The following is a 13,078-nucleotide window of genomic DNA, read 5'->3' on the forward strand; positions in this document are numbered from 1 at the left end:
GATTTTGGATCATCGCGCGACTGCTACCATTGCCGGCGGCGGGTTCCGACCCGCTTTTCCGCCCGTCCCGCCTGCCTGTTGGAGCGCCGATGCGCTGTTTCGCCCCCTTGCTCCTGTCCCTGTCACTGGCCGCGCCGAGCCTGGCCCCGGCCGCCGCCGCGCCGCCGCTGACCCCGGCGGCGGCGGCCACCGAGTCCGCCCGCGAGGCGGCGATGGCAGGCTATCTGTATTTCTACCCGTTGCTCACGCTGGACCTGACACGGCGCCAGTTCACGCATCCGTCGCAGGGCGCCGAAGGCGCGCCGGCCAATGCCTTCCTGCACGCGCGCGCCCTACCGCGTCCCGGCGCGGCCACGCCCTGGGCCAATCCCGACATGCTGCGCAGTACCGCCTGGCTCGACCTGAGCGCCGGCCCGGTGGTGCTGTCGGTGCCCGACAGCCAGGGCCGCCTGTATACGCTGACGCTGCTGGACCTGTGGAATGAGGCCTTCGCCACCTTCGGCAAGCGCAGCACCGGCACCACCCGCGGCAACACCGCGATCGTACCGCCGGGCTGGACCGGCACCCTGCCCTCGGGCATGCCGCGCATCGACGCGCCCACCGCCTACGTCTGGGCCCGCTCGCTGATCCAGACCGGCGGCCCGGCCGACTATCCGGCGGTGCACGCGCTGCAGGATGGCTTCACCCTGACGCCGCTGGCGCAGTGGAATCTGCCGCCGCAATCGCAGCGGATCAAGGCCGACCCGTCACTGGACCTGACAACGCCGGTACGCGAACAGGTCGAGTCGATGCCGACCGACGCCTTCTTCACCTACGCCGCCGAATTGCTGCGCCGCAACCCCGCGCACGCCACCGACCAGCCGGTGCTGGCCCAGTTGCGCCGGGTCGGGCTGATCCCCGGGCGGCCGTTCGACTTTTACAAGCTCGACCACCCCGTCAAGCAGGGCCTGCGGCGCGGCCTGCGCGACGCGCGCGAACGTATGCAGGCGGCCGCCGGCGTCAGCCTGACCAGTGTCAACGGCTGGCAGCGGGAGACGGCCAGCGTCGGCGTCTACGGCAACGCATACCTGCGGCGCGCGTTGTCGGCCCAGGCCCAGCCCGGCGCCGGGCTGGCCGAAGACCTGTCGGCGCTGCTGCTGGCGGCCGACAGCCAGGGCCGGCCGCTGGACGGCGCCCACCGCTACACGCTGCATTTCGACAGCGGCCAGTTGCCGCCGGCAGGCGCGCTGTGGTCGCTGGCCGCCTATGACGCGCAGGGCCAGCCGATGGCCAACCCGATCGGGCGCTACGCGCTGGGCGTGCGCGATCCGCTGCAATACAACGCCGATGGCTCGCTCGACCTGCTGCTCAGCCACGGCGCCCCCGAGCCCGGGGCCCAGTCCAACTGGCTGCCGCTGGCCGCCAGCGGGCCGGTATACGTGCTGCTGCGCGTCTATGCCCCCGGGCCGGCCTTGCTGGACGGCCTGTGGGCGCCGCCGCCCGCCGTGCGCGACGAACCCGAGCCTGAGCCGGAACCCGAGCCGCAGGCCGCGCCGGCACCCGCAGTCCCGCCCGCCGTGGGCGCATCCACGCCCGCCGCCCCCGCGAAGAAACCCTGACAGACGCGCCGCCGACGGCGTCATGACAGGGTTTCGCCACTACCATAGGCGTTTTTGTCGCCGAGTAGAACGCCCGCCATGGACGAAGCCTTTAGCCACCAACTGTCGATGACCATCCTGATGACGCCCGATATGGCGAATTTCTCGGGTAATGTGCACGGCGGAACCATCCTCAAGTACCTCGACCAGGTCGCCTATGCCTGTGCCAGCCGCTATGCGGGCCAGTACGTCGTGACCCTGTCGGTCGACCAGGTCGTGTTCCGCGAACCGATCCACGTCGGCGAGCTGGTGACTTTCCTGGCGGCGGTGAACTACACCGGCCGCACCTCGATGGAAATCGGCATCAAGGTGGTGACCGAGGACATCCGCAAGAAGCTGGTGCGCCACACCAATAGCTGTTACTTCACGATGGTGGCGGTGGACGACCAGGGCGCGCCCACCGCGGTGCCGCCGCTGGCGCCGCGCAACCTCGAGGAAAAGCAGCGCTTCGAGGCCGCCCGCCTGCGCCGCGAACTGCGCCAGGAAATGGAACGGCGCCACGACGAGATCAAGCGCGAGACCACTCATGAAGGGGGTTGAGCGCCACGCCGCGCGCTAGCTGCCCCCGAGAGGGCTGCCCGCCCTTGGGGCGGCCCGGCGAGGGGCGGCTATTCTTGCGACGGCCAGCGTTCGGGTCGCAAGAATAGCCAACATGAAAAAACCGGGCCTTGAAGGCCCGGTTTCTCTTGGCGACGATGCCGCGCGGCGCGTCAGGCCCCCTCGGCCGCGCCCGGCGGGCGCGACGGCGACGGCGACGCCGTCACGGCCGGCTCGCGGTCGCGGCCCACCATGCGCTTGAGACCCAGCCACTGCTGCGCCCAGAAGCCCCGGCCGTAGTCGCGGCCGCCCAGTTCCGGCTGCTGATCATGGATGCCGGTGGGGCCGTAGCCGACGCCGAAGCGCGCCGAGCGGAACAGCACGTCCCAGACCGGGAACAGCGCGGCGAAGTTGTAGCCGCCGGCCGCCCCCGGGGTCGAGGCGTCGTAGGCGATGGAATGGTGATGGCGGTGAAAGCGCGGGCTGACCAGCAGGCGCTCGCCGATGGCGCCAAAGTGCATGCGCAGATTGGCGTGCGAGAAGCTCTGCGCCAGCTGGGTGATGGCCACGATCGCCACGAACTGCGCCGGCGGCACACCCACCAGCTGCGACACGAACACCACCACCACGTCGCGCAGCATGTCGTCTAGCAGGTGGTTGCGGTCGTCGCTCCAGATGGTCATCTGGCGCTGGCTGTGATGCACCGCGTGCAGCGCCCAGAGCCAGGCGAAACGGTGCTGGGCACGGTGGTACAGGTAGTCCACCAGATCGAACAGCAGCAGGTAGATGATCAGGCTGACCCAGGCCTGGTCGGTCACGCCGGGCCAGTACTGGTCGAGCTGGAACGGCGCGAAACCCCAGATGTGCAGTTGCCCGAAGATGCTGTCCCAGAATGGGTCGATGGTGAAAAACAGCGCCAGGCGGAACAGGCCCAGGCGGTGGATCAGGGTATAGATCACGTCGATGCCGATCTGGCGCCGGTCGACGACCGGCTCGACCGGGCGCAGGCGCTGCAGCGGGCCGAACACCAACACCAGCACGGCCACCTGCAGCAGGCCGACCAGCAGCCACATGGTGGCGTCATAGCCGTCCTCGATGAAATTGCTCAGGCCCAGGTGGAACAGCGCCGGCTGCACCAGGGTTTCGAACAGCCATTGCTGGCAGTTCCCGAACCATTGACTCAGCGTATCCATGATCAGTGATGCGTGGCGATCCAGTCGCGGTAAGCGGGATGCGTATCCAAGGTGGCAAAACAATACCCCTTGCGCTGCAGGCCTTCAATCAGCGGTTCCAGCACGGCCGGGGCCCAGGGGTCCTGGCGCGACCAGATGCCCAGGTGCGCCAGCAGGATGTCACCCGGCTTGATGGTGCGCAGCGCCTGCTCCAGCAGCCTGGCGTTGGGGTATTTGTCGCTGGGCAGTTCGTCGCCCAGGAAGCCGGCCGGCGCCCAGCCCACGTGCGCGTAACCGCAGGCCTTGGCCGCGCGCAGCAAGGCCGGCGAGGTCTTGCCCCCCGGCGCGCGGTACAGCGGCAGCATCTGCTTGCCGGTCATCTGCGTGAAACGGGTGGCGGAACGCTTGATCTCGGCGCAGTACTGCTCGGCCGTCCAGGTCTGGCGCTTGCCGGCGTCGGGGCCGGCGCTGGGTTTGACGCGGAACTTGCCATCCGGCAGGTCGCCCTGCCAGTAGACGTGGTCGTAGGTGTGCGAGCCAAACACGTGGCCCTCGGCGGCGCGCGCCCTCCACCAGGGCGCCCAGTGGTCGTCCAGGCTGCTGCCGTCGGTCAGGGTGCGCTCGTTGGCCAGGAAGAACGTGACCTTGACGTGATGGCGCGCCAGCACCTCGGCGATCAGCGGCGCCACGCCCATGTGGCCGGTGTCGAAGGTCAGGTAGACCGGCTTGTCACAGGACGCCGGGGCCGCCGTGGCGGCCTGCGCCGCCAGCGCCAGGCAGACGGCGGCGGCCAGCCGTTCAGCGGGTCGGCGCATGGTTCAGCGTCCAGACGCCGTGCGGCGATTTGCCGACATTGACCTGCTTGACGACTTTCTTCTGCTCCAGGTCCACCACGGTGAGCTTGCGGGCCCAGCGCGAGGTGACCAGCAGGGTCTTGCCGTCAGCCAGCACGTCCATGCAGTCGGGACCGCCCGGCACCGGGAAGGTATCGACCACCGCCAGCGTCTGCATGTCGATGCGGCTGATGGAGTTGGCGGTGCGGTTGCTGACAAACAGGTGGCGGTGGTCGCCCTGGGCGCGGAAGGCGTGCGCGCCGGCGGCGGTCTTGATGCGCGAAATCAGCTTGGCCGGGCCCTTGCTGACGTCATAGGCCTCGACGTAGGAATCGCCGGTCAGCGCCACCAGCAGCGTCTTCTGGTCGGGCGTGAGGAACACGTCGGCCGGCGTCTTGCCCACCGAAACGGTCCACTTGGGCGTCTGCGTGGCCAGGTCGATGGCGATGAGCTGATCGCTGTCCTGCAACGTGACGTACGCCGTGGTGCTCTTGGCGTCGATCATGATGTGGCTGGGCGTCTTGCCGGCCGGGATGCGCTTGACCAGTTTCAGGTCGAAGCCCTTTTCCAGCGGCTGCCAGGCGTAGATGTCGATGTGGTCCAGGCGGTTGGCCGCCGTGACGAACCACTTCATGTCCGGCGAGAACTGCAGCTGGTAGGGATCGACAATGCCGGTCAGGGTGCGCTGCACTTCGCCGGTCTTGGGATCCATCAGCGTGATCGAATCGCCGGTGGCATTGGCCACCATCAGCGACTTCCGGTCAGGCGTGAGATACAGGTGGTGCGGTTCCTTGCCGGTGGGAACACGCCGCAGTTCGGTGTAGGTGGCCGGATCGACGATGCTGACGTTCGCATCCAGGGAATTCAGGACAAAAATCGGGGCCGACGCCGCGACGGCGCTGAGCGCCATCCCTGCGCCGAAAATGGCGCAGCGGACAAAATGCAAGGGATTCAATTTCCAGGTCCGACAAAAGGGGATCGGGCACCGATCCCGGCGGCTGCCATTTTGGCATAGCCGCCTGTCAAAAAACCGTAAGTCGGCGCCGGGTCGGCAAACCCGAAAGCGTGTTGCCGCCCCGCAACAGGCGGGGATTTATCCGATCGCAACAATCGCAAAAAAACATTGCTGGCCAGCCGCGCGACTCGGCCGAAAGCCGTACTGGATCGCGCCAGGGCGCCGCCCTATACTGGACCTGCCCTTGCTGGACGTTCCTTTTCCCAAAGGAGACGCAACATGTACAGGCATCTGCTCATCGCCGTGGACGGCTCGCTGCTGTCCGAATCGGCCTTCAAGAAAGCGCTCGCGTTCGCCAAGGAAATGAACGCGACGGTCACCCTGCTGCGCGCCATCCCTGAAGACCACCTGACCATCTACCAGGCGGAAATGCTGGGCGCCCACCAGGCCCAGCACACCGACCAGGCCCGCAAAAACGCCACCGCCTACCTCGAAGGCCTTGAAGCCGAGGCGCGCCACGCGCTGGTGCCGTGCGACAGCGCCGTGGTGATCAACGACCATCCGCACGAAGCCATCGTCGACACCGCGCAGCAGCGCGGCTGCGACCTGATCGTGATGGGGTCGCACGGCCGCCACGGCATGACCGGCTTCCTGCTGGGCAGCGAAACCCAGCGCGTGCTGGCGCGCACCAAGTTGCCGGTGTTGGTGTTCCGCTAGCGGGCGTTCCCGAGGCTGCCGCGCGGCGGCGCCTTTCCGGGCTGACGGCGCCGGGCCGCTGCGGCTACGGCATCACGGCCGTGGCCGGCGCGTGCTGGAAGGTGAAGCTGTCGGCGTAGACGTGGTCCAGACTGGCGCCGCGCTCTGCCAGCAACGCGGTCGCCTCGCTGATCATGGCCGGCGCGCCGCACAGGTAGAAGGCGTGCTCGGACAGATCGGCATGGTCCGCCACCACCGCCTGCTGCACGTGGCCACGCCGTCCCCGCCAATCGGCACTGGCGCGCGACAGCACCGGAACGAAATTGAATTCGTACAGGCGCCCGGCCCAACTCTCGATCACGTCGCGCAGATACAGGTCGGCCTCGGTGCGCATGCCCCAGTAGAGCGTCACCGGCGGGCAATCTTCATTGTCCAGCAGCGATTCCAGGATGGCCTTGATCGGCGCGATGCCGGTGCCAGTGGCCATCATGATCATGGGCCGCCAGTCTTGCTCGTGATAGCTGAACACCCCCAGCGGCGCTTCGATCTCGAGCGTCGCGCCAGGCCGTGCCTGGCCCAGCCAATGATCGGTATAGCGGCCGCCGGGAATGCGCCGCACATGGAAATCGAGCCGGTTGGCGGCCGGCGCCGACGCCATCGAGAAGCTGCGGGTGGCGCCGTCGGGCAGCACCACGTTCATGTACTGGCCGGGCGCATAGTCCAGCGGCGTGTCCGGCGGCAGCGCCAGCGTCAGGTGGATGACGTCGTCGCACAGCGCCGTGATCTCCTGCACGCTGGCCGCCAGGCGGCGGGGCTCGGCGAACGGGCGCGGATTCGGCACGCTGATGCACAGGTCGCCGCAAGGCCGCGCCTGGCAGGCCAGGGCATAGCCCTGCGCCGCCTCTTGCGGCGTCAGCGCCATGGGGAATTCCTCATACGTGACGGCGCCTTCGGCCAGCTTGACGCGGCAGGTGCCGCAGCCGCCGAAGGTACATTCGTGCGGCAGCCGGATCGCGGCGCGCTCGGCCGCCTGCAACACGGATTCATCCGGTTCGACCATGAAGGCCTGTCCGGTTTCGAGGATCTGCACGCGATATGCCATGACCGCCAGCCGCCTATTTCTTGATGTCGGCCTGCACCAGCACTTTCATGCCGCGCGGCTCCAGCAGTTCGGCCAGCGCGGTCAGCGCCGCCAGCCCCGCCTGGGTATCCTGCTCGCCATTGCCGCCGCTCAGGCCGACGCCGCCGATCACCTCGTCATTGACCACGATCGGAAAGCCGCCCACGAACGCGGCGAACTTGCCCTCGAAGCTCCACTGGATGCCAAAGGCCTCATTGCCCGGCAGGGCGGGGCCGTTGGGCGGGGTCGTGAACAGGTGCGTGGAGCGCTTGTGCCCGGCCGCCGTGAAGGCCTTGTTCCAGGCGATCTGCGGGCCGGTGATGCGGGCGCCGTCCATGCGTTCCAGCGCGATCGGATAGCCGCCATCGTCGACGATGCATACCGATTCGAGCACGCCAATCTGCTCCGAACGGGCTATGGCCGCGCGCACCATGAGACGCGCTTCTTCGAGTTCCAGGCGATATATCTGCTTCATGTCCTTGCTCCAGGTGGGCCGTCAGCCGGCGCGGTAGACGGTCTTGATCTGCGTGTAGAACTCCAATCCGACGCGGCCCGACTCGCGGAACGTCGAGGTGCTGGAGCTTTTCAGGCCGCCGAACGGGGCGTTGATGAGGTTGCCGGTGGTGGTGCGGTTGATCTTGACGGTGCCGGCCTGGATGTCGCGGGCAAAGCGATGGGCATAGCGCGCATCCGTGGTGGCGATGGCGGCCGACAGGCCGTACTCGGTGTCGTTGGCGCAGGCGATGGCCTCGTCGTAGCCATCCACCGCGATCAGCGCCAGCACCGGGCCGAAGATTTCCTCGCGCGCGATCCGCATCTGCTGCGTCACGTCGGCGAACAGGGCCGGCGTCACGAAATAGCCGTGGTCGAAGCCCGGGCCTTGCAGGCGCTCGCCGCCGGTCAGGTGGGTCGCTTCCTGCTTGCCCAACGCGATATAGCTCAGCACCGTATCGAGCTGCTTGCGCGTGGCCAGCGGCCCCAGGTCGAAATTGCCGTCCAGGCCGTTGCCGATGGTCAGCTTGCCCATGCGCGCCAGCAGCTTGTCGGTGAACGCCGCCATCACCTTGCGGTCGACCAGCAGCCGGCTGGTGCCGGTGCAGGCCTGGCCGCTGAGCGAAAAGCCGCCCTTGACCGCCAGATCCACCGCGCGGTCCAGGTCCGCGTCCGCCAGCACGATCAGCGGGTTCTTGCCGCCCAGTTCCATCTGCGTGCGCGTGGTCAGACCGGCGCCGCGGTGGATCTGTTCACCGGCGGCGGTCGAGCCGGTGAAGGAGATGGCGCGCACCGCCGGCGCGGTGGTGATGGCCTGGCCCACCTTCGAGGCGGGGCCGGTGAGGAAATTCAGCACCCCGGGCGGCAGGCCGGCGTCGACAAACGCCTCGGCCAGCCGGTAACCGCTCAATGGCGCATCGGATGAGGGCTTGAACACCACCGTGTTGCCGGTGATGAGCGCCGGCGCGATCTTGCGGGCCGGAATCGAGATGGGGAAATTCCATGGCGAGATCACCGTGACCACGCCCAGCGGTTCGCGCTGGCTGTAGACCACCATGTCGGGATCGTCATTGACGAAGGTCTCGCCCGTGAACGACTGCCCCTCCACGGCGTAGAAACGCAGGGTCTGGGCCGAGCGCAGCACTTCGTCGCGCGCCAGCCCCAGGCTCTTGCCTTCCTCGCGGGTCAATTCCCGCGCCACGCGGTCGGCCCGGTCTTCCAGGATCTGGGCCGCGCGAAACAGGATGGCGGCGCGCTTGGAGATCGGCGTGTCGCGCCAGGCGGCGAACGCGTTGGCGGCGGCCGCCACCGCGCGGGCGGCATCGGCCGCGTCCGATTGCTGAAAGTGCCCCACCACGTCCGACGTGTCGGCGGGGTTCAGGTTGGGCGCCGTAGCGCCCGAGGCGCACGCCACCCATTCACCGCCGATGTAGTTGAGAAATGCCTGCTGCGAGAGATCGTCCACGGAGGTTGTTCCTTTGCCGGGCTGGCCGGAATGCCCGGAAATTGGCCGTCTTAGGTAATTTCTGAACATTGTATACTTTAATCCGTTTGATTCGATCCACGTAAACCCGAACCCGCCCTCAACCCCAGATCAGCACGGCGCAGATGGTGGACACGCATAGCGCCAGCACGACGGGCAATAGCAGCGCCCGCACCAGCGACAACACATGCACCCGCGCGAACCCCGCCACCGCGATCAGCGATGACCAGGCGATCAGTGTGCCGCCGCCGGTCCAGACCGCGCCCATCTGCCCGACCGCCGCCAGGGTCGCCGGGTCCACACCTACCACCGGTCCGAGCGCGCCCGAGAGCGTGCCGGTCAACGGCAGGCCGGCGAAGCCCGAGCCGTCAATGCCGGTGATCATGCCCACCAGCAACACGCCGAACGCCACCAGGAAGTGGTTTTCCGGAATCAGGTGCTGCCCGGCCGAAATCACTTCGAACAGCAGGCCCGGCGCCTGCGCTTGCGGCATGCCCAGAATCTGCGCGGCGGTCTCGTTGGCGCCGATGAAGAAAAAACCCGCGATGGGCAACACCGAGCCCATTGCCTTGAAGGCGAACACGAAACCATCGGTGACGTGCTCGGGGCAGACGTCGAGCATCTTGCGCGGCCCCTCGGCGGCCAGCGTCACCAGCATCATCACCACGAACGCCACACCGCCCACCAGCGCCGCCGCGTCGCCGCCGCGCAGGGCCGGCAGCGCCGGGAACAGCCGCGGCAGCACCATCACCGCGATCACGCCCAGGAAAGCCAGCGGCGTCACCACCGCGAACACCCGCGACCAGCGCACCCGGCGCCGCTCCTCGTCGTCCAGGCCGGGGCCGCGCGGCAGCGCCGGGTTGGCGCCCATGGTGCCGCGCGCCAGCTCGGCCTTGTCGAACGAACCGGAATGCTCGATCTCGGCCAGGCTGCCGTCCTGCGCCCGCGCCTGCCAGGCCGACAACAGGCGCGCGTCGGCCGGCACGATGTGCTTGCGTATCAACAGATAGGCCGCCGTCAACGCCACCGCTCCGGTGATCAGCGACAGCACCAGCGCCCGGTCCGCCACCACCGCGGCGCTGACGGCGGCGCCGGCAGCCTTGGCGCTGATGCCCGGCGCCACGCCGATCACGTAGTCCGACGACAGCGCCATGCCCTGCCCGGCGATGGCGATCGCCATGGCCCCCGCCAGCGGCGGCAGCCCGGCCGCGATGGCTGCGGGCAGCAGGATCGCCGACACCAGCGGCACCGCCGGCGTGGGCCAGAAGAACAGCGAGATCACATACGTACAGAGGGCGATGATGATGAACGACGAGTGCCCGCCGCGCATCACCCGCCGGAATGGCTGCACCATGCGCACGTCCGCCTGCAGCGTCTTGAGCGCATTGAGCAGGGCGGTCATGAAAGTGATCACCAAGAAAATATTGAAGAGCTCTTTGGCGGCCACGAAGCTGGCCGAGAAAATCCCGATCAGCGCGCTGATCGGATTGCCGGTGATGGCCAGCACGACCAGGAAAGTGCCGATCACCGACGGCACCACCACATTGGCCCGCAGGATCATCGTCAGGATGATCGCGGCGACGCTGATCAGGTACATCCAGTGAGCGGCGTTGAGCACGACGTCCGATTGCATGCGCTATTCCCCTTGTCTACGTGGCTGTTAAGTCGCCACGTCGGTATACTATATTTCGTTGTGCGCTATACCAATTGAAATATGCAGTGCTTAGGGAAAGCGATAATTCTGAAAATTCCATGAATATTCGTGGAAAATCAGCGCATTATGTTGGGGCATCGGCCCAATGTTGGTGCATCGCCCATTCTTCTATAGACTATCGTATACAAAAAGACGCGACGTCGGCATGGCAAACTACCTTCCGGATTTCTGGCATTACGCCGCCATGGCCGCGGTGGTGTTCGGCGCGGCGCTGGCACAGGGCGTGGGCGGCATCGGCTTCGCCATGTTCGCCGCGCCGGTGGCGGCGTTGTGCTTCCCGCAACTCGCGCCGGGGCCGCTATTGACCCTGGGCGGCTTCATTTCCCTGCTGACCGCGCTGCGCGAACGCGCCGCCATCGACTGGCCAGCGGTCGCCTACGCTCTGGGCGGACGCGCCGCCGGCACGCTCATCGCCATCTACGCCATGGCGCGTTTCGCGCCGCAGACATTGGGACTGTTGTTCGCCGCCATGATCCTGGCGGCAGTCGCGCTCAGCGTGGCCGGGCTGCGGTTTACCGCCACGCCCGGACGCGTCTCGGGCGCGGGCGTGGCCTCGGGCATCATGGGCACCATGACCTCGGTCGGCGCCCCGCCGATCGCCCTGGTGCTGCAGCACACTGAACCGGCGCGGCTGCGCGCCACGCTCGGCATGGTGCTGTTCCTGGGCTCGATCTTCTCGCTGGCCATGCTGGCCTGGGCGCGCCGCTACACCGGCTACCACGCCGGCCTGGCCCTGAGCCTGGCGCCTTTCCTGCTGGCGGGATTCGCGGTTTCGGGGCGCCTGCGCCATCGGCTGCCGCCGCGCGCCGTGCGCGCCGTGCTGCTGGCGGCCTGCGCCCTGGGCGCGCTGGGCGTGATCGGCAAGGCCCTGTGGGCCGGCTGAGGTCCGCGTGACCCGCCGCCGGCGCGCCGCCCGGTAATACAATGAAGACTGTATCCATTCCGCCAGACCTGCTCGCCATGACCACTACGCCCGTCAGCCCGCAAGCCGTAGACACCCAGTCATCTGCCCCGCTGAAAATCGGCGAGCAGCATCCGCAGTTGTTCGCGGTCATCCGCGACAAGCTGCGCGAGCGCATCCTCAGCGGTGAATTCACCCCTGGCGACCGCCTGGTCGAAGGGCGGCTGTCCGAGGAGATGGGCGTGTCGCGCATCCCGGTGCGCGAGGCGCTGCGGGCGCTGGCGGCCGAAGGCCTGGTCACCATCGAACCGCGCCGCGGCGCGTCGGTCTCGGTGCTGTCGGACGCGGTGGCCTATGACATGGTGGAAGTGCGCGCCACGCTCGAGGGCCTGAACGCCAAGTTGGCGGCCCAGCGCCGCGATAACGAAACGGTCGAGCGCCTGCAGGCATTCCTGCGCGAGGGCGCCGAGGCCGCGCGCAGCGAGCAGTTGGACAAGTTCCTGGCGCTGAATTCGCAATTCCACGAAATGCTGGCCACCATCGGCGGCAATGTGGTGCTGACCGACCTGATGCGGTCGTTGCGCGACCGCACCGCGCTGCTGTTCGCGCCCAGCAACATGCACCGCGCCAAGCAGAACTGGGACGAGCACTCGCAGATCCTGAACGCCGTCATCGCCGGCAACGGCGACCTGGCCGCGCTATTGGCCAGCCAGCACGTGCATAACGCCGCCAAGGCCTACACCGACACGCGCCAGGCGCATTCGTCGGCCGCCTGAGGGCGGCGCCGCGCCATCAGGGTATCGCCGGCGCCGGCTGGCTGCTGGCGCCGTCCACCACCACGCCCTTGCCGTCACGCACCACCCACGATACCGCCACGTCGCCCAGCACGAAAGTCTGGCAGGCCATGCGGTAGCCGGCCTCGAAGTCCTCGGGCCGCAGGTGCTTGCGCTCCTTGGGTTTGATGGCGTCGGTGTTTTCCACCCCCTGTTCGATGCGGCATTTGCAGGTGCCGCACAGGCCGCCGCCGCACTTGAAGGGGATGCCGCCCTGCTCCTTGAGCGACACCCGCAGCAAGTTGCTGTTCTCGGGCGCCTGGGCCACCTTGCCGCCATTCGATAGAAACGTAATCTTGACCATATGCTGCTCACTGCTCCGCGACGGGGCCGGGACGCCGCGTCAAGGTGGTTTGCATGCTGCCGAAGCGGCTCAGGTGCGCCAGCTCGCGGCGCGCGGCCTCGAGCGTGGCGAACGCGTCCAGGAACTTGGACGGCACGCGGTTGACGATATAGGGCGGGGTTTCCTCGGTGACCAGCAGGCGCGCCGGCCCGTGCAGGCGGGCAATGCTGAACACGGCGCGCGTCCTGCCATCGCAGGCGTAGTCATAGGTCTCGACGATCTCGGCCTGCGCGTCCACCTCGGTGCGGTACACGCCGGGCTTGGACGTCAGGATCACGAACACGGCGTCATTCGCGTCGCGGGTCATGCGCGGTTCCTTTGCATCGGGTTGAGCGGCGGCGCCGGGGCTGGTGGACGGGGAG

The 13,078-nt window shown here is 67.9% G+C and carries 14 protein-coding genes; 5 read left to right on the forward strand and 9 right to left on the reverse strand.

Features of this window, described 5'->3' with window-relative positions:
* Window positions 1–89 precede the first annotated feature (89 nt).
* Complete coding sequence (locus K2W61_RS06995; RefSeq protein WP_175133286.1) at window positions 90–1,598, forward strand: DUF1254 domain-containing protein; 1,509 nt, start codon at window positions 90–92, stop codon at window positions 1,596–1,598.
* Between the two features lie 78 nt (window positions 1,599–1,676).
* On the forward strand, window positions 1,677–2,177 hold the full coding sequence (locus K2W61_RS07000) for an acyl-CoA thioesterase (protein ID WP_175133287.1): 501 nt from the start codon (window positions 1,677–1,679) through the stop codon (window positions 2,175–2,177).
* Window positions 2,178–2,347: 170 nt separating this feature from the next.
* Here the strand turns inward: K2W61_RS07000 and K2W61_RS07005 are convergent, their stop codons facing one another.
* The 3 genes from K2W61_RS07005 to K2W61_RS07015 are packed head-to-tail and all read right to left on the reverse strand — an operon-like array spanning window position 2,348 to window position 5,089.
* Window positions 2,348–3,367 (reverse strand): sterol desaturase family protein, encoded by a 1,020-nt coding sequence (locus K2W61_RS07005; protein WP_236755301.1) that lies wholly within the window; start codon window positions 3,365–3,367, stop codon window positions 2,348–2,350.
* Between the two features lie 2 nt (window positions 3,368–3,369).
* Window positions 3,370–4,161: a polysaccharide deacetylase family protein gene (locus tag K2W61_RS07010; RefSeq protein ID WP_175133289.1), complete on the reverse strand. Its 792-nt coding sequence runs from the start codon at window positions 4,159–4,161 to the stop codon at window positions 3,370–3,372.
* Window positions 4,145–5,089: a YVTN family beta-propeller repeat protein gene (locus K2W61_RS07015; RefSeq protein WP_236755302.1), complete on the reverse strand. Its 945-nt coding sequence runs from the start codon at window positions 5,087–5,089 to the stop codon at window positions 4,145–4,147. Before K2W61_RS07015 ends, K2W61_RS07010 begins: the two co-directional genes overlap by 17 nt.
* 324 nt (window positions 5,090–5,413) lie before the next feature.
* Between K2W61_RS07015 and K2W61_RS07020 the strand changes: the two genes are divergently transcribed.
* Entirely contained in the window at window positions 5,414–5,851 is a 438-nt protein-coding gene (locus K2W61_RS07020; RefSeq protein ID WP_236755303.1) for a universal stress protein, read from the forward strand.
* Window positions 5,852–5,915: 64 nt separating this feature from the next.
* Here the strand turns inward: K2W61_RS07020 and K2W61_RS07025 are convergent, their stop codons facing one another.
* The 4 genes from K2W61_RS07025 to K2W61_RS07040 form a co-directional block, all read right to left on the reverse strand.
* On the reverse strand, window positions 5,916–6,932 hold the full coding sequence (locus K2W61_RS07025) for a 2Fe-2S iron-sulfur cluster-binding protein (protein ID WP_236755304.1): 1,017 nt from the start codon (window positions 6,930–6,932) through the stop codon (window positions 5,916–5,918).
* Between the two features lie 13 nt (window positions 6,933–6,945).
* Window positions 6,946–7,425: a GlcG/HbpS family heme-binding protein gene (locus tag K2W61_RS07030; RefSeq protein WP_175133293.1), complete on the reverse strand. Its 480-nt coding sequence runs from the start codon at window positions 7,423–7,425 to the stop codon at window positions 6,946–6,948.
* Window positions 7,426–7,446: 21 nt separating this feature from the next.
* Window positions 7,447–8,907, reverse strand: a complete 1,461-nt coding sequence (locus tag K2W61_RS07035; RefSeq protein WP_175140253.1) for an aldehyde dehydrogenase family protein — start codon at window positions 8,905–8,907, stop codon at window positions 7,447–7,449.
* Between the two features lie 118 nt (window positions 8,908–9,025).
* Window positions 9,026–10,558 carry a hypothetical protein gene (locus K2W61_RS07040; protein ID WP_175133295.1) on the reverse strand — a complete coding sequence of 511 codons (1,533 nt, stop codon included), beginning with the start codon at window positions 10,556–10,558 and terminating at the stop codon, window positions 9,026–9,028.
* Window positions 10,559–10,784: 226 nt separating this feature from the next.
* On the opposite strand from K2W61_RS07040, the gene K2W61_RS07045 reads away from it, so the two are divergent.
* Entirely contained in the window at window positions 10,785–11,522 is a 738-nt protein-coding gene (locus K2W61_RS07045; RefSeq protein ID WP_175133296.1) for a sulfite exporter TauE/SafE family protein, read from the forward strand.
* Between the two features lie 77 nt (window positions 11,523–11,599).
* Window positions 11,600–12,316 (forward strand): GntR family transcriptional regulator, encoded by a 717-nt coding sequence (locus tag K2W61_RS07050; protein WP_175133391.1) that lies wholly within the window; start codon window positions 11,600–11,602, stop codon window positions 12,314–12,316.
* A gap of 16 nt (window positions 12,317–12,332) precedes the next feature.
* On the opposite strand, the gene K2W61_RS07055 is transcribed toward K2W61_RS07050, so the two are convergent.
* Both K2W61_RS07055 and K2W61_RS07060 read right to left on the reverse strand, forming a co-directional pair.
* A complete protein-coding gene (locus K2W61_RS07055) occupies window positions 12,333–12,677 on the reverse strand; it encodes a 2Fe-2S iron-sulfur cluster-binding protein (RefSeq protein WP_175133297.1) in 345 nt (114 codons plus the stop codon).
* A 7-nt stretch (window positions 12,678–12,684) separates the two neighbouring features.
* Complete coding sequence (locus K2W61_RS07060) at window positions 12,685–13,023, reverse strand: ferredoxin (protein ID WP_175133298.1); 339 nt, start codon at window positions 13,021–13,023, stop codon at window positions 12,685–12,687.
* Window positions 13,024–13,078: the final 55 nt, after the last annotated feature.

Origin of the sequence: Achromobacter pulmonis (assembly GCF_021733725.1) — a bacterium.
Lineage (GTDB): Bacteria > Pseudomonadota > Gammaproteobacteria > Burkholderiales > Burkholderiaceae_B > Achromobacter > Achromobacter pulmonis.

What these genes read in the sequence shown, in the direction of transcription:
- K2W61_RS07005 (WP_236755301.1), bottom strand. Translation starts at nt 3,367, where the DNA reads ATGGATACGCTGAGTCAATGGTTCGGGAACTGCCAGCAATGGCTGTTC.
- K2W61_RS07050 (WP_175133391.1), top strand. Translation starts at nt 11,600, where the DNA reads ATGACCACTACGCCCGTCAGCCCGCAAGCCGTAGACACCCAGTCATCT.
- K2W61_RS07055 (WP_175133297.1), bottom strand. Translation starts at nt 12,677, where the DNA reads ATGGTCAAGATTACGTTTCTATCGAATGGCGGCAAGGTGGCCCAGGCG.
- K2W61_RS07060 (WP_175133298.1), bottom strand. Translation starts at nt 13,023, where the DNA reads ATGACCCGCGACGCGAATGACGCCGTGTTCGTGATCCTGACGTCCAAG.
- K2W61_RS07045 (WP_175133296.1), top strand. Translation starts at nt 10,785, where the DNA reads ATGGCAAACTACCTTCCGGATTTCTGGCATTACGCCGCCATGGCCGCG.
- K2W61_RS07000 (WP_175133287.1), top strand. Translation starts at nt 1,677, where the DNA reads ATGGACGAAGCCTTTAGCCACCAACTGTCGATGACCATCCTGATGACG.
- K2W61_RS07030 (WP_175133293.1), bottom strand. Translation starts at nt 7,425, where the DNA reads ATGAAGCAGATATATCGCCTGGAACTCGAAGAAGCGCGTCTCATGGTG.
- K2W61_RS06995 (WP_175133286.1), top strand. Translation starts at nt 90, where the DNA reads ATGCGCTGTTTCGCCCCCTTGCTCCTGTCCCTGTCACTGGCCGCGCCG.
- K2W61_RS07040 (WP_175133295.1), bottom strand. Translation starts at nt 10,558, where the DNA reads ATGCAATCGGACGTCGTGCTCAACGCCGCTCACTGGATGTACCTGATC.
- K2W61_RS07020 (WP_236755303.1), top strand. Translation starts at nt 5,414, where the DNA reads ATGTACAGGCATCTGCTCATCGCCGTGGACGGCTCGCTGCTGTCCGAA.
- K2W61_RS07025 (WP_236755304.1), bottom strand. Translation starts at nt 6,932, where the DNA reads ATGGCATATCGCGTGCAGATCCTCGAAACCGGACAGGCCTTCATGGTC.
- K2W61_RS07010 (WP_175133289.1), bottom strand. Translation starts at nt 4,161, where the DNA reads ATGCGCCGACCCGCTGAACGGCTGGCCGCCGCCGTCTGCCTGGCGCTG.
- K2W61_RS07015 (WP_236755302.1), bottom strand. Translation starts at nt 5,089, where the DNA reads ATGGCGCTCAGCGCCGTCGCGGCGTCGGCCCCGATTTTTGTCCTGAAT.